This is a genomic window from Stenotrophomonas sp. Steno-Z10-HUANG, assembly GCF_056393075.1.
In genome coordinates this window covers 385,681-406,313 of the sequence record NZ_JBWJPA010000001.1, presented here as the reverse complement: position 1 = coordinate 406,313, position 20,633 = coordinate 385,681, and the positions used below count along the sequence as shown (strand labels likewise).

The window sequence follows — 20,633 nt, the reverse complement described above, 5'->3', positions numbered from 1 at the left end:
AATAATCATTCATCGATCGTCAAGCGCCAGCGAGGCCGGGCGTTCCAGCCAGCCGCCAGCACCATCGGGCACCAGTTCAATCAGCTCAATGCCGTCCTCGCGCACACTGGTGACGCGGCCATCGCTCTGCCCCAGGTACACCCCCGGACGGACGCGGTAGGTCACCTTGTCCGGCCCCATCACCAGCGCGACCATGGCCGCGCCCTTGCCGATCGTCCCGACCATGTCCAGGCTGTCCAGCGGGAAAGCCTCCAGCGGCTCCTTGCGGCGGTTCGGGTCCGGGCGCAGGGCGCTGTTGCCGTCGGCGCTGGCCCAGGCATCGCTGAACGGATCGCGCAACCCCTGTGCGGAGTATTCGAAGGTCTCGAACTGCTGCATCACCGGCAGCGGCTCCAGTGGCGTGGCCGGGCGCGCACGTACGTCCGCCACCCACTTCTCGAGATTGGGCGCGTCGCCCGGGGTGCTGGTGATGCCGCGCGAACAGCCGCTCGCGGCCACTACCAGCAGCACCGCGCAGAGCGCCCGGATGCGGAGGGAACCCTTCATCACTTGCCCCCCTTCTTGCGCGCCGCTTCTTCGTCGGCGGCCTTCTTTTCCTGGTCCGCCAGCTCGTTGTCGTCCAGGTAGCGGTAGGTCTTGACCGTGCCCGACAGCTCCAGCGCACCGCTGCGTGCGGAAATGCCGGCCTTGGGATCCTTCGGCTTCAGGTTGATGTCGTGCATGGTCAGGATCACCACGCGCGGCAGCGAGGCCACGCCGCTGACGAAGGCGCCGAACTGGTGGTAGCTGCCCACCAGGCGCAGCGCGATCGGCTTCTCCGCGTAGAACTCCTTGAGCTGCTCGTCGCCCGGCTTGAACAGTTCATTGTTCAGCCCGCTGGACAGCGCGGTCTGCGACACATCGATGATCAGGTCGGGCATCTCGGTCTTGCTCGGCAGCTGGCGCAGCATCTGCTGCAGCACCTGCTCCATCTGCACGAGCTGCTGCTTGAGCGGCTCGAGGTTGACCGCGCGCTGCTGCTCCTTCTCGAAGCTGGCGCGCAGTTCCACTTCCTTGGCTTCCAGCCCTTCCAGCTCCTCGGCCGTGCCGCGGATCACCAGCAGGTAGGACAGGCCCAGGATCAGCAGCGCCAGCAGCGCGCAGAACACCAGTTTGGGACCCTGCGGCCAGTTGCCGATGTTGTTGAAGTCCAGGTTGTTGAAACTGCTCTTCTTCTGGCTCACGGGCGGGCCTCCTTCTGCGCCGTGTCGGCAGCCGGGGCCGGCACGGCGGGGGCCGGCGCTGCCGGGTCGGCGGCCGCTGCCGGCGTGGCGGCGGGCGCTGCGGCGGCGGCGGCATCCGGCACCGCGTTACCCTGCGCCGCGTTCTCACCCGGCGCCGGCAGTTTCACCTTCAGGGTAAAGACGTACGGCAGCGACTTGATGTCCACCGCCGAGCCCGACGCCTCCTGCGCCTTGGCCTCGATCACCGACAGCTCCGGATTGGACATCCAGCCCGAGCTTTCCAGGTTGCGCATGTAGGTACTGACCCGCGCGTTGGACTGGGTGCGGCCTTCCAGCGTCAGCGTCTCGCCTTCCTGCTTGAGCGCGGTCAGCACCACGCCATCGGGAATGGTGCGCACCAGCGCGTCGAACAGGTGCACCATCTGCGAGCGCTTGCCCTGCAGTTCCTCGATGACCTGCTTGCGGTCGAGCAGACGCTTCTTCTGGCTGTCGAGCCGGTCGATCTCCTTGTTCTGCTCCTTGACCTTGGCGATCTCAGCCTCGAGGTAGGCATTGCGCTCGTTCTGGCCGCTGACCTGGCCGTCGTAGTAGAAGTACAGCAGCAGCGACATCAGCACGCCGGCGACGGCGGCCAGGCCGAGCATGGTGTAGAACTCGCGCTGGCGCTGTTTGCGCCGTTCGGCGCGCCATGGCAATAGATTGATGCGTGCCATCAGTCGAACCCCCGCAGGGCCAGGCCGGTGGCGATCATCAGCGCCGGGGCGTCCTGGGCAAGCGCATGCGCCTGCACCTTCTGCCCCAGCGTCATCTGCGCCAGCGGATTGGCCACCGACGTACTCACTCCCAGCTGTTCCTCGACCATCACCGGCAGCCCCGGCAGCGACGCGCAGCCGCCGGCCAGCACGATGTGGTCGACGCGATTGAACTCGCTGCCGGCATAGAAGAACTGCAGCAGGCGGCCGATCTGCTGGACCGTGGCCTCCTTGAACGGCTCCAGCACTTCCACCTCGTAGCTCTCGGGCAACCCGCCCTGGCGCTTGGCCAGCCCGGCTTCCTCGTAGCTCAGGCCGTAGCGGCGCATCACCTCGTCGGTGAGCTGCTTGCCGCCGAACACCTGTTCGCGGCTGTACAGGCTGCGACCGCCACGCAGGACGTTGAGCGTGGTCATGGTGGCGCCGATGTCCACCAGCGCGACGACACCGTCGCTGGCCACCGGCAGCTCGCTGGCCACCAGCGCGAAGGCGTTCTCGATGGCGAACGCTTCCACGTCCATGACCTTGGCCACCAGCCCGCCGAGCTCCAGCGCCGACTGGCGCAGTTCGACGTTCTCCGAGCGCGAGGCCGCCAGCAGCACCTGGACCATTTCCGGGTTGTTGGGCACCGGCCCGAGCACCTCGAAGTCCAGGCTCACTTCCTCGATCGGGTACGGGATGTAGTTCACCGCCTCCAGCTCGACCTGGGCTTCCATGTCGGCCTCGTCCAGGTCCGCCGGCATCGGGATCACCTTGGTGATCACCGCCGAGCCGGCGACCGCGGCGGCCGCGCCCTTGGCGCGGGTTCCCGAGCGGGCCACCGCACGGCGTATGGCTTCGCCAACCGCCTCGACCTCGACGATGTTCTTTTCCACCACCGCATTGGGCGGAAGCGGTTCCACGGCGTAGTGTTCCACGCGAAAACGATTGCCGCTGCGGGCAAGCTGAAGCAGCTTCACCGCAGTCGAGCTGATGTCAACACCGATGATCGGTGGTTGACTCTTTGGGATAAGCCCCACGGTTTCTCCCCTGCCGACGGGCACTTGGACGCACTTGTTGCGCCCGCGCATTAATAATGAATTTCTGGTGATTGGCAACCGCTCCGCGCGCAGGCCGAGAAATCCGTCACGCCATCAGAGCCATCCCCGACCCCCATCTCCCCAGGGGACGGCCCCAGCCGTTCCCCCGCGTACTCTATACTCTGCGGCCACGAAATCCGCAATCGGGATCCTGCTTGATGCCCCGTTTCCGTCGCTGGCTGCGCTGGCTGCGCTGGCTGCTGGCACTGTGCGTTGCCCTTGCCCTGGTCGGCGCCATCGCCGCGGGCGCCCTCTATTACGTGGTTTCCTCGAAGCTGCCCGACGTGCAGGCCCTGCGCGAGGTGGAGCTGCAGGAGCCGATGTACGTCCATGCCAGCGACGGCAAGCTGATGGCCGTGTTCGGCGAGACCCGGCGCTATCCGGTCGAGATGAAGGACGTGCCCGAGCGCCTGAAGCAGGCGTTCCTGGCCACCGAGGACGCGCGCTTCTATGAACATGGCGGAGTCGACTACAAGGGCATCGCCCGCGCGGTCTGGCTGCTGGCCACCACCAGCGACAGGCGCGTGCCGGGTGGCTCGACCATCACCCAGCAGGTGGCCCGCCAGTTCTTCCTCAGTTCCGAGTACAGCTACACCCGCAAGCTGGCCGAGATCCTGCTCGCGCGCAGGATCGAGAGCGAGCTGAGCAAGGACGAGATCTTCGAGCTGTACCTGAACAAGAGTTTCTTCGGCAACCGCGCCTATGGCATCGGCGCCGCCGCCGAGTACTACTACGGCAAGAAGCTGGGCGAACTGGACCTGGACGAGATGGCCTCGCTGGCCGGCATTCCCAAGTTCCCGTCCAGCGGCAACCCGATCAGCAATCCCGAGCGCGCCCGCCAGCGCCGCGACAACTACGTGCTGCAGCGCATGGCCGACCTGGGCTTCATCAGCCAGGCCGAGGCCGACGCGGCCAAGGCGGTGCCGATGCATGCCAGCCCGCACGAACCGCCGATCGAGGTCAACGCGCCCTACGTGGCGGAAATGGTCCGCCAGGAAATGATCGCCCTGCATGGCGGCGACGTGCTCAACAAGGGCTACCGGGTCACCACCACCATCGACAGCCAGGCGCAGGAAGCGGCCAACATCGCCGTCCGCGATGGTCTGCTGCTGTACGACCACCGTCACGGCTGGCGCGGCCCGGAACAGCATTTCGACGTCGCCGCGGATGCCGATGCCGCCGCGCTGGCGCGCCACCTCGCCGCGATCCCCGCGCAGTCCGGGCTGCTGCCGGCGATCGTGTCGGCGGTCCACGCCGATGGCGGCATCAGCGTGGTGCTGGCCGACCGCACCGAACTGGTCCTGCCGGTGGCCGCCAGCCGCTGGACCACACGCGCGCCGGCCAAGCTGGCCGCGCGCGGCGACGTCATCCGCGTGCGTGCCGGCGACAAGGAGGGCGAGTGGCTGATCGAACAGCTGCCGCTCGGCCAGGCCGCGCTGGTCTCGCTCGACGCCGGCAACGGCGCCCTGCGTGCCCTGGTCGGCGGCTTCAGCTTCGCCGGCAACAAGTTCAACCGCGCCACCCAGGCCCGGCGCCAGCCCGGCTCCAGCTTCAAGCCGTTCCTGTACGCGGCCGCGTTCGACAAGGGCTTCAACCCGGCCTCGATCGTGCTCGACGCGCCGGTGGTGTTCCGCGACCGCCGCGGCAAGACCTGGGAGCCGAAGAACGACGGCGGCGGCTTCCGCGGGCCGATGCGCCTGCGCGAGGCACTGGTGCAGTCGCGCAACCTGGTGTCGGTCCGCCTGCTGGACAGCATCGGCGTGGATTTCGCACGCAAGTACATCAGCGAGTTCGGCTTCCAGGAAGCCGAATTGCCGCCGAACCTGTCCATGTCGCTGGGCACCGCCTCGCTGACGCCGCTGTCGGTCGCGCGCGGCTATGCGGTGTTCGCCAACGGCGGCTCGCGGGTCGACACCTGGACCATCGACGAGGTCAAGGACCGCGACGGCAACGTGGTGTTCAAGGCCAATCCGGCGCTGGCCTGCCGCGGCTGCGCCGCCGCCGCCGGTGGCACGGCGCCGGCCAGCCAGGTGGTGGACGGCTTCAACTTCGGTGCCGAAGCCGCGCCCGCACCGGCCAGTGCCGATGCCGGCACCGGCACCCAGGCCGAACCGGTGGCGCCCAATCCCGACGCCCGCACCGCGCCGCGCGCGATCGACGAGCGCACCGCCTACCAGTTGGTGTCGATGATGCGCGACGTGGTCCAGCGCGGCACCGGGACCGCGGCCAAGGTGCTGGGGCGTGAGGACGTGGGCGGCAAGACCGGCTCGACCAACGACCACCGCGATGCGTGGTTCTCCGGCTTCGGTGGCCCCCTGGCCACCACGGTGTGGGTCGGCCGCGACGACTTCCGCTCGCTGGGCTACCGCGAGTACGGTGGCCGCGCCGCGCTGCCGATCTGGATCGACTACATGCGCGTAGCGCTGAAGGATGCGCCGATCGCACGCAACGACCCGCCCTCGGGCATGGTCCAGGCGACCCTCAACGGCGCCACCGAATGGATCAAGGTCGAGGACCTGGACCGGATGCAGGAATTCGATTTCGACCAGCACGACCCGCAGGCCGACGACGCCGCGTTCGATATCTTCTGACCCACCCCGGAAAGGCGGCGGGCCGCCTTTCCGCACCGGCCCGCGATCGGGCGGGCCGCCGACAAGGGGAGAACCGCGATGCCACGCCCGGCACCCAACGCGCAGCGCGGCAGCCGCGAGCGGCAGCTGATCGCCCAGGAGGCGGCCCGCCTGGTCCGCGAGAGCGGCATCCACGATCTCGACCAGGCGCGGCGCAAGGCGGCCAGCCGCCTGGGCATCCACGACGAAGCGCTGTGGCCGCGCCAGGCCCAGGTGGAAGAAGTGCTGCGCGAGCAGCAGCGGCTGTTCGACGCGCACGCGCAGCCGACGGCGCTGCGCCAGCGCCGCGAATCGGCAGTGCAGGCCATGCAGTTCCTGCAGGCCTTCCAGCCACGCCTGGGCGGGGCCGTATTGGCCGGCACCGCCGATGCGTCCACGCCGGTGGTCCTGCACCTGCACTGCGACGACCCCGATGCGGTGCAGCGCTTCCTGCACGACCAGCGCATTCCCGCCGAGGCGAGCACGTCGCTGCTGCAACTGGCTGGGCACGCCTCGCGGCAACCCTATCCGCGCTGGGAATTCGCCGCCGACGGCATCGCCTTCGAATTGATCGTGCTGCCCGAAGACGCACTGCGCCACCCGCCGGTTTCCAGCGACGACGGCAAGCCGCTGCCGCGGGCGACACTCGCGCAGCTGCGGCAATTGCTGGCCGGCGGACAGGGGCAACCGGCGCCCTGAGCTGCGGCGGCGGCCCGCCCGCGCACTTTCCCTGCGCCCGGACGCGCCTGGCGCCGGGGACGTCTGTTGCCCCCGGGCATGAGCATCGACGGGCGATGCCGGAAACCGCTCCTGGCGGTTTTGGTTCCCGCCCTCCATGGCGGCAACCCTTCGGGCCATCGACAGGCGATGTCAAAAACCGCTCCTGGCGGTTTTTGGTTCCCGCCGTCCATGGTGGGAACCCTTCGGGCCATCGACAGGCGATGTCAAAAACCGCTCCTGGCGGTTTTTTCACCATGCTTCGCCGAGGCCCGCCACGCAAGGCGGCGCCGGCGTTATCCACAACTTCTGCCGGAAGTGCCGCACAGACCTTGTGGAGAAGTGGCGTGCGCGGGGGCTGCTGCTGGCGCCGCTACCCGCGTCCGGATACCGGTCGCCGCGTGCGATACGGGCCATCGCCCTGCCGCGCGCAAAGCCGCATGCCTGGAACCACGAAAACGAAAAAGCCCCGCCGGAGCGGGGCTTTGCTCGCGCGGGCGGCGCATCGCTGCGCCGATGCGCGCAGGCTCAGGTGTAGTCGCGCACGGCGTGGCCGGTGTAGACCTGGCGCGGACGGCCGATCTTCATTTCCGGATCGACCTGCTGCTCCAGCCAGTGCGATACCCAGCCGGCGGTGCGGCCGAGGGCGAACATGACGGTGAACATCTCGGTCGGGATCTGCAGCGCCTTGTAGATGATGCCGCTGTAGAAATCCACGTTCGGGTACAGCTTGCGGGCGACGAAGTAGTCGTCCTGCAGCGCGGCCTGCTCCAGCTTGATGGCGACATCGAGCAGCGGGTCGGTCACGCCCAGCTGGCCCAGCACCTGCTTGGTCATCTCGCCGATGACCTTGGCGCGCGGGTCGAAGTTCTTGTAGACGCGGTGGCCGAAGCCCATCAGGCGGAAGCCGGAGGTCTTGTCCTTGGCCTTGAGCACCGCGGACTCGACGTTGTCGGCGCTGCCGATCTCTTCCAGCATCTTCAGCACGGCTTCGTTGGCGCCGCCATGCGCCGGACCCCACAGCGCGGTGACGCCGGCGGCGACCGAGGCGTACGGGTTGGCACCGGTCGAGCCGACCAGGCGCACGGTCGAGGTCGAGGCGTTCTGCTCGTGGTCGGCGTGCAGGATGAACAGCAGGTCCAGCGCCTTCACCACGTGCGGGTTGAGTTCGTACTGGCCGTCGGCCGACTCGAAGGTCTGCTTCAGGAAGCGGCTGACGTAATCCAGCGAGGTGTCCGGGGTGTTGGCCGGCAGGCCCTTGCCATGGCGGTAGATCAGCGACGACAGGGTCGGCACCTTGGCGATCAGGCGCACGGCGGCCTTGCGGCGCTGCTCGGCATCGGCCAGGTCCAGCGAATCGTGGTATTTGGCGGAGAGCTGCGCGATCGCCGCGGCGAGGATCGCCATCGGGTGCGCATCTTTGGCGAAGCTGCCGATCAGGGTGTTGATCGACGCGTCGACACCGGCTTCCTCTGCCAGCTCGGCCTCGAAGGCCTTCAGCTGCGCGGCGTCCGGGCGCTCGCCGTTGACCAGCATGTAGGCAACCTCGACGAAGCTGGACTTCTCGGCCAGCTGCTCGATCGGGTAACCGCGGTACAGCAGCACGCCCTTGTCGCCATCGATGTAGGTGATGGCCGACTTGCAGCTGGCGGTGGCGGTGTAACCGGAGTCGTAGGTGAAGAGACCGGTTTCCTTGGTCAGCTTCGAGATATCGACACAGTCGTTGCCCAGGACGGGCTTGACTACAGGCAGAACGACCGACGTGTCGCCGGCGTTGAGCGTGACCTGATCAAGATCGGACACAGTGTGCGCTCCTCAAGTGGATGGCGCCGGCCCCGACGAGGAATGACGGGCAGGCACGTGAAGGAAGTTCCACGGTTTTGCACCGCGGTTCAGGCCATTATCGCACAGCAGCATTTGCCGGTTGCGCAGACTAAAGTCCTATGGACGGCGCACGCGCGCGACACAGCGTCGCGCACGCACCGGCCGGCATTGCGCCGGGATTCAGCCGTGGCGCGCGCCACGCTGACGGCACGCCCGGCGTCCCCGGCGGGGGCGCAGCGGACAGCCGCCCGGCATGGCACGCAGGGGCTGGCGCAGCTGCCAGCACGACAAAACAACGGCCGCGCAGGGCGCGGCCGTTGTCCGGGCGGAACGACAGTTGCGATCAGCGCGCGTAGCGCTTCTGGAACTTGTCGATGCGGCCGCTGGTGTCGATGACCTTGTGCTTGCCCGTGTAGAACGGGTGCGAGGCCGAGGAAATTTCGACCTTGATCAGCGGGTACTCTTCGCCGTCCTCCCACTTGACCGTTTCCTTGGAGGACATGGTCGAACGGGTGAGGAACTTGAAATCGGAGGTGACGTCGTGGAACACGACGTTGTGGTAATCGGGATGAATGTCGGCCTTCATGGGCTCACACCGTGTGGGCTGGTGGTCAAGAGCGGCATTATAGTCCCGGCCGGCCCGTCGGGGCAAGCCGGGATTGAAGGGAATCAGGAATCCAGCCCCAGCGCCCGCTGCACCTGGCGTTCGAAGCGGGCCTGGTCGTAGCCGATCAGCAGGGTGGTGTTGTCCGCCGCGCCGGTCTGCCGGTTCCAGTCCACCACGGTGGCGCCGCGGGTGCGGCCGCCGGCCATCTCGATCGCCAGCGGGCGCTGTTCCAGCCGGGTCGCGCCTTCCGGTTGCAGCGCCCAGGCCATCGCCAGCGCGTCGGCCGCGTACCAGTACTCGCCGCGGCTGTCCTCGGACCACAGCCGGGTCTGGCGCGAGATCAGCTCGTAGAAACGCGCCTTGTCGGTATCGGCGGCCAGCCACTGCTCCACGTTCCGGTGCAGCAGGCCATGGGCGACGGTGGCTTCCCAGTCGGCCACTTCGACATGCGGGAACGCGGTGAACACGATGTGCGCCGCCTCCGGGTCGAAGGCGATGTTGAACTCCGCCACCGGGGTGATGTTGCCGTGGCCGGTGATCGCCCCGCCCATCACCAGGAAGCGTTTCACCCGCTGCGGCAGGGTCGGGTCGAGCTTCAGCGCCAGCGCGATGTTGGTCAGCGGCCCCAGCGCGACCAGCAGCAGCTCGCCGGCATACTGGTGCGACAGGCGCAGGATCGCCAGCGCGGCGTGCTCGTCCTCGACCGCGCGCGCGGCGGCGGGCAGGTCGACGTCGCCGAAGCCGTCGCGGCCATGCACATGGGCCGCGTCCTCGGCCGGATACACCAGCGGATCGGGGGCACCGGCGAACACCGGCACGTCGCCGCGCCCGGCAACCTCGCACAGCTTCAACGCGTTGCGCACGGTGTAGCCCAGGCCGACATTGCCCGCCGCCACCGTCAACCCGACCACGTCGTGGCGCGCGTCGGCAAAGGCCATCAACAGCGCCAGCGCATCGTCCACGCCCGGGTCGGTATCAATCAGCAGCGGAATCTTCTTGCTCATCTCATGCTTGCCTTCTGGTCGGCCATGGAGTCTGGCACCTGGGCCCTGACAGGGGAAGTGCGCGCTCAGGCCGAGGCGTAACGGGCCGCGCCGCCCACCCAGCGCGCCACGACGCGGTCGGCCACCGCCGGCGCGTCGGCCAGCAGCCGTTCGGCCAGGGCATGCACGCCCGGCAGCAGCCCCGCGTCGCGCGCCAGGTCGGCCACCCGGAACGCGGCCAGACCGGTCTGGCGGGTGCCGAGCAGTTCGCCGGGGCCGCGCAGCTCCAGATCCTTTTCCGCGATCACGAAGCCGTCGCTGGTCTGGCGCATGGTCTCCAGCCGCTGCCGCGCCATCGCCGACAGCGGCCCCTGGTACATCAGCACGCAGCTGGACGCGGCCGCGCCGCGCCCCACCCGGCCGCGCAGCTGGTGCAGCTGCGCCAGGCCCAGGCGCTCGGCGTTCTCGATGATCATCAACGAGGCATTGGGCACGTCCACGCCCACTTCGATCACCGTGGTGGCGACCAGCAGGCCGGTCTCGCCTGCCTTGAAGGCGCGCATCGCGGCCTGCTTCTCGGCGGCCTTCATGCGCCCGTGCACCAGCCCGACGCGCACGCCCGGCAACTGCGCGGACAGCGCCTCGAAGGTGGCCTGGGCGGCCACGGCCTCCATGCGCCCGGCGTTGGCCGCGGGGCCGCCGCCATCGTCCCCGCTCTCGTCGATCAGGGTGCATACCCAATACGCCTGGCGCCCCTGCGCGCACGCGGCGCGGATGCGTTCGACCAGTTCCGGCCGGCGCTCGGCGCTGATGACGATGGTCTGCACCGGGGTGCGGCCGGGCGGCAGCTCGTCGATCGCCGACACGTCCAGGTCGGAATAGGCGGCCATCGCCAGCGTGCGCGGGATCGGCGTGGCGGTCATCACCAGCTGGTGCGGCACGCTGCGGCCATCGGCGCCCTTGTCGCGCAGTGCCAGCCGCTGGTGCACGCCGAAGCGGTGCTGCTCGTCGACGATGGCCAGCGCCAGGTCGTGGAACACCACGCTGTCCTGCATCAGCGCGTGGGTACCGACCACCACCTGCGCACGCCCCGAGGCGATGTCCTCCAGCGCCCGCGCGCGCGCCTTGCCGGTGACCTTGCCGGCCAGCCACGCCACCTGCACGCCCAGCGGCTCGAGCCAGCCGCGCAGGTTGGCCAGGTGCTGCTCGGCCAGCAGTTCGGTCGGCGCCGCCAGCGCCACCTGCTTGCCCTGCTCCACCGCCAGCATCGCCGCCAGCGCGGCCACCACGGTCTTGCCGGAGCCGACGTCACCCTGCACCAGGCGCAGCATCGGGTGCGGCCGCGCCAGGTCCTGGCGGATCTGCGCGAACACGCGCTGCTGCGCACCGGTAAGACGGAACGGCAGCGACTGGCGCAGTTGCCGCACGCGCTTGTCGCCCCCCTTCAGCGCCGGGGCGTGATGCTGCTGCAGGGCGATGCGCTGGCGGCGCAGGCTCAGGTGGTGGGCCAGCAGTTCTTCCATGGCCAGCCGCCGCTGCGCCGGGTGGGTGCCGGCGGCGAGCGCGGCGACATCGGCATCGGCGGGCGGCCGATGCATGGTCAACAGCGCCTGCCGCAGCGACGGCAACGCCAGGCCGTCCAGCAGGGCGGCCGGCAGCAACTCCAGCGCGGCCTCGCCGGGCAACCGCTCCAACGCCTGGCCGATCAACTTGCGCAGGGTCGCCGGGCCGATCCCCTCGACCACCGGATAGACCGGATCCAAGGCGTCGCCCAGGCCGGCCTCCTCGCCGTCACCGAGCATGCGGTAGCTGGGGTGCACGATCTCCAGCCCGTGCTGGCCCGGGCGCGGGGTGCCGTAGCAGCGCAGGCGCGCGCCGACCGCGAACTGCGCCACCTGCGCGGCGCGGAAGTGGAAGAAGCGCAGCACCAGGGTGCCGCGCGAGTCGTCTTCCAGCGCCACCCGCAGCACCGGCCGGTAGCGGAAGCCGCGCTCCACCGCGACCACCCGCCCTTCCACCTGCGCGGCGCTGCCCGGCAACAGCGTGGCGATGGCGCTGAGCCGGGTCCGGTCCTCGTAGCGCAGCGGCAGGTGCAGCCACAGGTCCTGCAGGCTGCCGATGCCGCGCGCCTGCAGCTTGGCGGCCACCGCCAGGCCGACGCCCGGCAGCGCCGTCACCGGGGTTTCGCCGCTGGCCGCCAGCGCGGGGGCCGCCGCACGGGTACGCGCCATGCCGGTGGATCAGTCGAGGATCATCACCGCATCGACTTCGAACGCCGCGCCCTTGGGCAGGCCGGACACTTCGATGGTGGAGCGGGCGGGGAACGGCGCCTGGAAGTACTCCTGCATCACCGCATTGACCTTGGCGAACTCGCCCAGGTCGGTCAGGTACAGGCCCAGGCGCACGATCTGGTCGAGCGAACCGCCGGCTTCGGTGGCCACCGCCTTGAGGTTGTCGAAGGCGCGGCGCGCCTGTGCGGCGACGTCGCCGGCGACGATCTCGCCGGTGGCCGGGTCCAGCGGGATCTGGCCGGAGAAATACACGGTGTTGCCGGCACGCACGGCCTGCGAGTACGGGCCGATGGCGGCCGGCGCGTTGGCGGTGTTGATGATCTGGCGGGACATGGGGGACTCCGGTTGGGATATGGCCCGGCATTGTAGCGTCCGCCCCGGGCATGCCGGCCCGCCGGCGCCGCGGCCATCGTGGACATTTTTTCACCACCCGCGGCGAAGGCACGCCCGGCAAGGCGCATGGGCGCTTATCCACAGGTTGTCGGCATGCCGTTGCACACCGGCTGTGGAGAAAGCGCGGCGGCGGCGGATGACGGTTGTTCCGCAGCGGGTGCGGACAGGGTCGATAGGGCCCCAGCGCTACGGTGCCCCGCGCTACAGGGGTCGGCGCTGGCGTCCATGGCGCAGGGCTGCGCCCGGTGGGGCGTTCCGGTGAAGCTCCATGCGGGGCAAGCCCCGCAGCTACCCGTTCGCAGCGCTCACTGGCGACGTACCGACTGCACCACGCTCAGGCGCCGCAACCGGCGCATCACCTCGGCCAGGTGGGTACGGTCGCGCACCTGGATGTTGAAGCACAGCACCGCGGCATTGAAGTCGCGGTCCAGGTAGTCCACCCGCTCGATGTTGGACTGGCTCTGGGCGATGGCCGCGGCCAGCTGCGCCAGTACCCCGGTGCCGTTCTCCACTTCCACCACCAGCGCGGTGTCGTAGTCGCCGACCACGCTGCTGTCCCAGCCGATCGGCACCCAGCGCTCGGGCGACTTGCGCAGCTCGGCCAGGTTCGGGCAGTCCATGCGATGCACCACGATGCCCTTGCCGGCGGTGTGGTAGCCCATGATCTCGTCGCCCGGGATCGGCTGGCAGCAGCCGGCGAAGCTGACCACGCCGCGCTCGCTGCCGTTGATCAGGATCTTCTCCTGCGCCCGCTGCGTGGTACCGCCGGCGCGCGGCTCGCCATGCGCCATCAGCGCCTGCGCGGCCTGGGTGGGCATCCAGTTGCCAAGCGCGACGTCGGCCAGGAACGCTTCCAGGCGCGGGTAGCGGTGCTCGCCCAGGAAGGCATCCAGCCGCCCCTTGGGCAGGCGCTCGATCGAGCTGTCCATCGCTTCCAGCGCGCGGTCGAGCATGCGGTGGCCCAGCTGCACGGCGTCCTCGTGCTCGAGCTGCTTGAGCTGGTGGCGGATGGCGGTACGCGCCTTGGAGCTGACCACGAACTCCAGCCATTGCGGTTTGGGCGTGGCCGAGCGCGCAGTGATCACTTCCACCGTCTGCCCGCTGGCCAGCTTGGTGCGCAGCGGCACCAGCTTCTTGTCCACGCGCGAAGCCACCGCGCGGTTGCCGATGTCGGTGTGCACCGCATAGGCGAAGTCGAGCGCGGTGGAGTTGCGCGGCAACGCCAGGATCTTGCCCTTGGGCGTGAACAGGTAGACCTCGTCCGGGAACAGGTCGACCTTGACGTTGTCCAGGAACTCCAGCGACGAACCGGCCGAGCGCTGCGAATCGATCAGCTCGACGATCCACGCGTGCGCGCGGCTCTGCGCGCTGTTGGGCGAATCGCCGCCGAACTTGTAGGTCCAGTGCGCGGCCACGCCGCGCTCGGCGATCAGGTCCATCTCCTCGGTGCGGATCTGCACCTCGATCGGCGAGCCGTAGGGCCCGAACAGCACCGTGTGCAGCGACTGGTAACCGTTGGCCTTGGGGATGGCGATGAAATCGCGGAAGCGCCCGTCCAGCGGCTTGAACGCGGCGTGCACCGCGCCCAGCGCGTGGTAGCAGCTGGGCACCGAGCGCATCACCAGGCGGAAGCCGAACACGTCCATCACCTGGTCGAAGGTTTTGTTCTCCTCGCGCATCTTGGTGTAGATGCTCCAGGGCGTCTTGATGCGGCTGACCAGGCGGTGTTCCAGCCCTTCGCGCGCCAGCCGCTGCGACAACTGCACCTCGACCTGCGCCATCGCCTCGCGGCGCACCACCGGCTGGCTGCGGATGTGCTTTTCCAGGATGGCGTGGCGCCACGGGTACAGCGCCTTGAAACCCAGGTTCTGCAGCTCGGACTTGATCAGGCTCATGCCCAGGCGCTGGGCGATGGGGGCGTAGATATCCAGCGTTTCCATCGCGATGCGGCGCCGCGCCTCGGCGCTCTGCGCGCCCAGCGTGCGCATGTTGTGCAGGCGGTCGGCCAGCTTGATCATGATCACGCGCAGGTCGCGCGACATGGCCAGCAGCATCTTGCGGAAGCTCTCGGCCGCCGCTTCCTGGCGGTCGCGGAAGCGCAGCTTGTCCAGCTTGGTGACGCCTTCGACAAGCTCGGCGACGGTCTGCCCGAACTCGCCGGCCAGCTCGTCGTAGGTCAGCGGGGTGTCTTCGATGGTGTCGTGCAGGATCGCCGCGACCAGCGCCTCCACGTCCAGCCCGAGCTCGGCCAGGATGCCGGCCACCGCCACCGGATGGGTGATGTAGGGCTCACCGGACTTGCGGGTCTGGCCCGCATGCGCGGACGCGCCCACTTCCCAGGCACGGCGCAGCATCGGCAGCTGCTCGGCGGGCAGGTAACTGGCTGCGCGTTCGAGTTGGAGTACGTAGTCCGGCACCGCGCCACCCGCGGGCGCAGCGACCTGGGCAGAGGGTCCTGGGTTCATGGCTGGGAAGATATGCCAGCAGCACCCACACGGCAACGCCAAAGACGCGGCATCGCGCTGGCGCCGCCGCCCCACGGCCTGCATTGCGGGCGGCGGGCCCCGTCCTGTTCATCGCCGCGCCGCTTCGCAGCGCCGACTGGCACACGAAGGCTTTCCTGCAGACGCGTCCGGGGCATGGAATGCAGGGTGCCGGGCGCCCATAACGCAGACAGCCCGCACGTGGCGGGCTGTCGATGCACAGCGATGACCCGGCGGATCAGTCGTCGTTCTTGGACATATCCTCGTCGGCGACGACTTCGGCGGCGGCCCATTCCAGCGCCTCGCGCTCGGCGCGCTCGCGCTCGGCCTTCTCGACTTCCTCGATCAGCGCGTTGTCGATCTTGCGCGCGGCGATCTCGCGCAGCGCCAGCACGGTCGGCTTGTCCTCGGTCTCGCTGTTGTCGAGGGTGGCCTGCACGCCGTTGGCCAGCTGGCGGGCGCGCTTGGACGCCATCATGACCAGCTCGAAACGGTTGTTAACGACTTCCAGGCAATCTTCTACGGTAATGCGGGCCATGCGAGCTCCCGGCGACCAGCAGCGGCCGCTCGATCGGATGAGGGAAAGGTCGGGGATTGTACAGGCCGACGCCCCGGGATACAAATCGCCGCTGCCCCGGGTCCTTTGGAATCAATCAGTTGCCTGCCCGGCCGGCACCGGCGGCCGCCCCATGGCGGCCGCGACACCCGGCCCGGGCCGCCGCGGCTCAGTCCAGCAGCGAGCGGATCAGGCCGCCATGGCGGGCCTGCTGCTGCGCCCGGCGCAGGCGGCTGGCGGTGAAGATGGCGCACATCTCGTCCACGGCGGTGTCGAACACCTCGTTGACGATCACATAGTCGAATTCGTCGTAATGCAGCATTTCCTCGCGCGCGGCCGCCAGCCGCTGCGCCATCACCGCCTCGCTGTCCTGGCCGCGCTTGCGCATGCGGTCGTCCAGCGCCTGCTTGGAGGGCGGCAGGATGAATACGCTGACCGCGTCGGGCACCTTTTCGCGCACCTGGCGCGCGCCCTGCCAGTCGATCTCCAGCAGCACGTCCTTGCCGGCGGCCAGCTGCGGCTCCACCGACTGCCGCGCGGTGCCCTTCCAGTCGCCGTGCACGCGGGCGTACTCGAAGAAATCGCCGGCGGCGATCATGCGCTCGAACTCCGCGGCGCTGACGAAATGGTAGTGGCGACCGTTCTCTTCGCCCGGGCGCATCGCCCGCGAGGTGAAGGAAATGGACAGCGCGATCTGCGCATCGCGCGCCAGAGTGGCGTTGACGAGGCTGCTTTTGCCGGCACCGGAGGGAGCCGCGACGATGAAGAGGGTGCCACGCATCGCGCGGATCTCCGGGTCGATGGTTCGGGCGGCGCACGATAACCAGCCCGGGCCGTCGCTGCAAATGCCGGGGGCCGGGGCCGGGCATTTGCAGCCGCGGCCCGGTCAGAGGTCGAAGGCGAGCATGTCGCGCCCGGTGGCCGCGCGCACGATGCGCTGGTAGACCCCGGTGCCGCCACCGCCGCTGGTCATCACCACCAGCCCGCGCCCGTGCCGCGGGTCGCCGACCGCGAAGGTCTTGTAGCGGCCGGCATTGGCGCCGCCATGGAAGAACCAGCGCGTATCCGCGTCGATCCGTTCCAGGTTCCAGCCCAGGCCCTTGTCCAGCCAGCCCGGCCGCACCGCCAGCTGCGGGGTGAGCATCGCCTGCCGGGTCGCCTCGCCGATCTCCCAGTCCTGCCGCACCGGGCGCCGCATGATGTGGGCGATGAAGCGCGCGTAGTCCTGCACCGGGCCGCGCAGGCTGGCGGCGGCATTGGCCAGCAGGTCGCCGGGCCATACGAACATGCCCGTCGGCGCGGCGGCCTGCGCCTGCGGCAGCGCGCGCACCGCGTCGTCCCAGGTCCAGGCGGCCAGTGGCTTGCCGCTGGCCTCGGCCAGCGGCTGCAGCAGCGGCCATTGCGCGCGGAAGGTCTGCACCACCGGACGGGCGCCCGGCGCGGGCACGCCGGTCACCGAGTGGCGCGCGGCGTGCGCATTCCAGGTGTAGGTGCTGCCGTGCATGCCGGCGGGCCCGAACAGGTGCTGCTGCGCCCATTGGTCCAGGGCCTGGCCGGTGACCGTCTCCACCACCCGCTGTAGCCAGAAAAACGCCTCGCCCGAATAATCCACCCGCTGTCCGGGCTCGGCGATCGTGCGCAGTGGATCGCGGTCGGGGTGCGCGCGCCAGCCCGGCAGGCCGCTGCTGTGGCGCAGGACGTCGCGCACGGTGATCCGCGCCAGCTGCGGGTCGTCATCGGCCAGGAAATCGGGCCGGTGGTAGTCCACCAGCGGGCGGTCGAGCGCTAGCGCCCCGGCATCCACCAGCTGCAGCACCAGGTAGGCGAACACCGGCTTGCTCAGCGAGGCGCACTCGAACACGCTGTGGGCGTCGACCGGCGCACCGCTGTCCACGTCGGCCACGCCGAACCCGCGGTGCCACGCCAGCTCGCCCTGGTCCACCACGGCGATGGCGACGCCGGGCACGCCGAAGGCACGCATCCATTCCGGCAACGTGGCCAGGAAGGCATCGGACGGGATCCAGCGCGGATCGTCGCGCATGCGGGCCGCCGCACGCCCCGCCGCCGGCAGCAGGGCCAGTGCCGCGCCGCCCGCGGCGGCCGCCAGGAAGCGGCGTCGATGGATCGGATCGGCAACCGTCGCGTGCATGCCCACACCTCTGCGCCAGGGAACGGACTGCATAGCAGCCGCGGCCCGTGGCGGCAAGCGCGGCCGGCCGGTGCGCGGCAGGCGCACACGCCGCGCGGCGGCATCGGGTGAGGCCGCCACCACGGCAATGGCCGCGCCGACGCACCGCCCGGTCCCGGACGTGGCCCGGCACCTGCAGGCCAGCCCGCGCACGGCAACACGCGGCCCGGCGCAGGGATGCGGCGACCCGCTCCGGAAACACAACGCACGGCGCGACGGCGCCGGCGGGGGTTACTCCAGGTTCTGCACCTGCTCGCGGATCTGGTCGATCAGCACCTTCAGTTCGACCGCGGCGTTGGAGGTGCGGCTGTCCACCGACTTGGAGCCCAGGGTGTTGGCCTCGCGGTTGAACTCCTGCAGCAGGAAATCCAGGCGCCGGCCGACCGGTTCGCGCTCGCGCAGCACGCGGCGGATCTCGCCGATGTGGCTGCCCAGGCGGTCCAGTTCCTCGTCGACATCGAGCTTCTGCAGCCACAGCACCAGTTCCTGCTCGGCACGGCCCGGGTCGACCGGGTGCGGCAGGTCAGCCAGGCGCGCGGCCAGCTTGGCGCGCTGGCCCTCACGGATGGCGGGGATCAGCCCGCGCACCTCGCCGGCGATGCGTTCGATCGCGTCCACCCGCTCGCTGATCGCCGCGCTCAGCTTGGCGCCCTCGCGCTCGCGCGCGGCGACGAAGCCGTCGAGGGTCTCGTCCAGCAGTGCCAGCGCCTCGGCCTGCAGTGCCGCCGCATCGACCGCCTCGCCGCGCAGCACGCCCGGATACGCCAGCAGTTCGGTGAAGCCGATGCGCATGTCCGGGAACCGCGAGTGCAGGCGCCGCGCCAGGCCGCCCAGTTGCTCGACCAGCGCCTCGTCCACCGCCAGCGTGGGCGCCGCGTCCGGCGCGCGCAGGCGCATGACCAGGTCCAGCTTGCCGCGGCTGATGCGCGCGGCCACGCGCTCGCGCAGCTGCGGCTCCAGCGCGCGCAGTTCCTCCGGCAACCGCACCCCCACTTCGAGGAAACGGTGGTTGACCGAGCGCAGCTCGCAGCCGAGGGTGCCCCAGCGCGTGCCGCGTTCGCCGCCGGCATAGGCGGTCATGCTTCGGATCATGTGGATTTCCGGTGCGTTGCAAAGGGCGAATGGTACCCTAGGCGTCCCCGGATGCCGGCCCCGCAGGCCGCCCGGGCGCCCCCATGCCGCTCCATCGCCACCCGGATTTTCCATGACCTTTTCCCGTCCCAGCGGCCGCCAGGCCGACCAGCTGCGCAGCGTCACCCTCGAACGCGGCTTCACCCGCCATGCCGAGGGCTCGGTGCTGGTGAGCTTCGGCCACACCCGCGTGCTGTGCACCGCCAGCGTCGAGAACCGCGTGCCCGGGTTCCTGCGCGGCAAGGGCGAAGGCTGGGTCACCGCCGAGTACGGCATGCTGCCGCGCTCCACCCATACCCGTTCCGACCGCGAGGCCGCGCGCGGCAAGCAGGGCGGGCGCACGCTGGAGATCCAGCGCCTGATCGGCCGCACCCTGCGCGCGTGCATCGACCGCAACGCGCTGGGCGAACGCACCATCACCCTGGACTGCGACGTGCTGCAGGCCGACGGCGGCACCCGCACCGCGGCCATCACCGGCGCCTACGTGGCGCTGGTGGATGCGGTGAACACCCTGCTCAAGCGCGGCGAAATCAAGCGCAACCCGGTGTTCGGCGCGGTCGCCGCGGTATCGGTCGGGGTCTACAAGGGCGTGCCGGTGCTGGACCTGGACTACGCCGAGGACAGCGACTGCGACACCGACATGAACGTCGTCATGAACGATGGCGGCGGCTTCATCGAACTGCAGGGCACCGCCGAAGGCCATGCCTTCCGCCGCGACGAGCTCGATGCGCTGCTGGCGCTGGCCGAGAAGGGCATCGGCGAACTGTTCGCCGCCCAGCAGGCCGCCCTGGCGCAGGCATGAACCGGCGCATCGCCCTGGTCACCGTGGTGGTGGCCGATTACGACGAGGCGATTGCCTGGTACACCGGCAAGCTCGGTTTCCAGCTGCTGCAGGACGTCGACCAGGGCCACAAGCGCTGGGTCGTGGTCGGACAGGCCGAGGGGAGCGGCGCCGCGCTGCTGCTGGCACGCGCCAGCGACGAGGCGCAGCGCAGCCGCATCGGCGACCAGACCGGCGGCCGGGTCGGCTTCTTCCTGCACACCGACGATTTCCACCGCGACCACGCGGCCATGCGTGCGGCCGGCGTGCAGTTCCTGGAAGCGCCGCGCGAAGAACCCTATGCCACGGTCGCGGTGTTCCGTGACCTGTACGGCAACACCTGGGACCTGCTGGAGCCCCGCCAATGAAGACCCTGGTACTGGCCAGCCACAATGCCGGCAAGCTGGCGGAAATGCGCGAGATCCTCGCCGACCTGCCGCTGCAGGTCACCTCGGCCGCCGAACTGGGCCTGGGCGATGTCGAGGAGACCGGCCTGACCTTCGTCGAGAACGCGCTGCTCAAGGCCCGCGCGGCCTGCCAGGCCACCGGCCTGCCGGCGCTGGCCGATGACTCGGGCCTGATCGTCGACGCCCTGGGCGGCGCGCCCGGCCTGTACAGCGCGCGCTACGCCGGCGTCCCGGGCAACGCCGCCGCCAACAACGCCAAGCTGCTCGAGGCGATGGCCGGCATTCCCGACGGCGAGCGCGGCGCCCGCTTCTACGCGGTGATCGTGCTGCTGCGCCATGCCACCGATCCGCAGCCGCTGATCTGCGAGGGCCGCTGGGAGGGACGCATCACCCATGCGCCGCGCGGCACCCACGGCTTCGGCTACAACCCGGTGTTCCTGGACGAACGCCATGGCCTGACCGCCGCGGAGATGGAGCCGGCGCTGAAGAACGCCATCAGCCACCGCGCGCTCGCCCTGCAGCAGCTCAAGCGGCAGCTCGCCGCCTGGCACTGACCGCCCTGTCCGCGAC

19 protein-coding genes are annotated in these 20,633 nt (G+C 69.9%); 5 read left to right on the top strand and 14 right to left on the bottom strand.

Annotation, left to right across the window (positions count from 1 at the left end):
- Positions 1-9: 9 nt before the first annotated feature.
- The 4 genes from AC06E6_RS01820 to AC06E6_RS01805 are packed head-to-tail and all read right to left on the bottom strand — an operon-like array spanning position 10 to position 2,994.
- Positions 10-546, bottom strand: coding sequence for a pilus assembly protein PilP (locus AC06E6_RS01820; RefSeq protein ID WP_240212262.1), 537 nt, complete (start codon positions 544-546; stop codon positions 10-12).
- Entirely contained in the window at positions 546-1,223 is a 678-nt protein-coding gene (locus AC06E6_RS01815) for a type IV pilus inner membrane component PilO (protein ID WP_478060104.1), read from the bottom strand. The genes AC06E6_RS01820 and AC06E6_RS01815 overlap by 1 nt, the downstream gene beginning before the upstream one ends.
- Positions 1,220-1,936 (bottom strand): PilN domain-containing protein, encoded by a 717-nt coding sequence (locus AC06E6_RS01810; RefSeq protein WP_478060103.1) that lies wholly within the window; start codon positions 1,934-1,936, stop codon positions 1,220-1,222. The genes AC06E6_RS01815 and AC06E6_RS01810 overlap by 4 nt, the downstream gene beginning before the upstream one ends.
- Positions 1,936-2,994 carry a pilus assembly protein PilM gene (locus AC06E6_RS01805; protein ID WP_104940255.1) on the bottom strand — a complete coding sequence of 353 codons (1,059 nt, stop codon included), beginning with the start codon at positions 2,992-2,994 and terminating at the stop codon, positions 1,936-1,938. The genes AC06E6_RS01810 and AC06E6_RS01805 overlap by 1 nt, the downstream gene beginning before the upstream one ends.
- 218 nt (positions 2,995-3,212) lie before the next feature.
- On the opposite strand from AC06E6_RS01805, the gene AC06E6_RS01800 reads away from it, so the two are divergent.
- Both AC06E6_RS01800 and AC06E6_RS01795 read left to right on the top strand, forming a co-directional pair.
- The gene (locus AC06E6_RS01800; protein WP_478060102.1) at positions 3,213-5,645 is read left to right on the top strand and encodes a penicillin-binding protein 1A; all 2,433 of its coding nucleotides are present in this window, start codon (positions 3,213-3,215) and stop codon (positions 5,643-5,645) included.
- A 78-nt stretch (positions 5,646-5,723) separates the two neighbouring features.
- Positions 5,724-6,362, top strand: a complete 639-nt coding sequence (locus AC06E6_RS01795; protein WP_240212266.1) for a hypothetical protein — start codon at positions 5,724-5,726, stop codon at positions 6,360-6,362.
- A 546-nt stretch (positions 6,363-6,908) separates the two neighbouring features.
- On the opposite strand, the gene AC06E6_RS01790 is transcribed toward AC06E6_RS01795, so the two are convergent.
- The 10 genes from AC06E6_RS01790 to AC06E6_RS01745 form a co-directional block, all read right to left on the bottom strand.
- Positions 6,909-8,183 (bottom strand): citrate synthase, encoded by a 1,275-nt coding sequence (locus tag AC06E6_RS01790; RefSeq protein ID WP_104939465.1) that lies wholly within the window; start codon positions 8,181-8,183, stop codon positions 6,909-6,911.
- Positions 8,184-8,547: 364 nt separating this feature from the next.
- The gene (locus AC06E6_RS01785) at positions 8,548-8,790 is read right to left on the bottom strand and encodes a type B 50S ribosomal protein L31 (protein WP_056931181.1); all 243 of its coding nucleotides are present in this window, start codon (positions 8,788-8,790) and stop codon (positions 8,548-8,550) included.
- Positions 8,791-8,873: 83 nt separating this feature from the next.
- A complete protein-coding gene (locus tag AC06E6_RS01780; RefSeq protein WP_104939466.1) occupies positions 8,874-9,815 on the bottom strand; it encodes a nucleoside hydrolase in 942 nt (313 codons plus the stop codon).
- A 65-nt stretch (positions 9,816-9,880) separates the two neighbouring features.
- Entirely contained in the window at positions 9,881-12,025 is a 2,145-nt protein-coding gene (recG, locus tag AC06E6_RS01775) for an ATP-dependent DNA helicase RecG (RefSeq protein WP_240212267.1), read from the bottom strand.
- Between the two features lie 9 nt (positions 12,026-12,034).
- On the bottom strand, positions 12,035-12,418 hold the full coding sequence (locus AC06E6_RS01770) for a RidA family protein (protein ID WP_104939468.1): 384 nt from the start codon (positions 12,416-12,418) through the stop codon (positions 12,035-12,037).
- Between the two features lie 365 nt (positions 12,419-12,783).
- Positions 12,784-14,943: a RelA/SpoT family protein gene (locus AC06E6_RS01765; protein WP_104939469.1), complete on the bottom strand. Its 2,160-nt coding sequence runs from the start codon at positions 14,941-14,943 to the stop codon at positions 12,784-12,786.
- 256 nt (positions 14,944-15,199) lie between these two features.
- Complete coding sequence (gene rpoZ, locus AC06E6_RS01760) at positions 15,200-15,499, bottom strand: DNA-directed RNA polymerase subunit omega (RefSeq protein ID WP_054667378.1); 300 nt, start codon at positions 15,497-15,499, stop codon at positions 15,200-15,202.
- A gap of 187 nt (positions 15,500-15,686) precedes the next feature.
- Entirely contained in the window at positions 15,687-16,298 is a 612-nt protein-coding gene (gmk, locus tag AC06E6_RS01755) for a guanylate kinase (protein ID WP_104939470.1), read from the bottom strand.
- 105 nt (positions 16,299-16,403) lie between these two features.
- The gene (locus tag AC06E6_RS01750; RefSeq protein ID WP_478060099.1) at positions 16,404-17,666 is read right to left on the bottom strand and encodes a serine hydrolase domain-containing protein; all 1,263 of its coding nucleotides are present in this window, start codon (positions 17,664-17,666) and stop codon (positions 16,404-16,406) included.
- Positions 17,667-17,936: 270 nt separating this feature from the next.
- Positions 17,937-18,797, bottom strand: coding sequence for a YicC/YloC family endoribonuclease (locus AC06E6_RS01745; protein ID WP_240212269.1), 861 nt, complete (start codon positions 18,795-18,797; stop codon positions 17,937-17,939).
- Between the two features lie 112 nt (positions 18,798-18,909).
- Between AC06E6_RS01745 and rph the strand changes: the two genes are divergently transcribed.
- From rph to rdgB, 3 genes are read left to right on the top strand one after another with little or no spacing between them, the layout of a single operon-like run.
- Positions 18,910-19,638: a ribonuclease PH gene (gene rph / locus AC06E6_RS01740; protein ID WP_104939473.1), complete on the top strand. Its 729-nt coding sequence runs from the start codon at positions 18,910-18,912 to the stop codon at positions 19,636-19,638.
- Positions 19,635-20,024 carry a VOC family protein gene (locus AC06E6_RS01735; RefSeq protein ID WP_240212270.1) on the top strand — a complete coding sequence of 130 codons (390 nt, stop codon included), beginning with the start codon at positions 19,635-19,637 and terminating at the stop codon, positions 20,022-20,024. Before rph ends, AC06E6_RS01735 begins: the two co-directional genes overlap by 4 nt.
- Complete coding sequence (gene rdgB / locus AC06E6_RS01730; protein WP_161614977.1) at positions 20,021-20,617, top strand: RdgB/HAM1 family non-canonical purine NTP pyrophosphatase; 597 nt, start codon at positions 20,021-20,023, stop codon at positions 20,615-20,617. The genes AC06E6_RS01735 and rdgB overlap by 4 nt, the downstream gene beginning before the upstream one ends.
- The last annotated feature ends 16 nt before the right edge of the window (positions 20,618-20,633 follow it).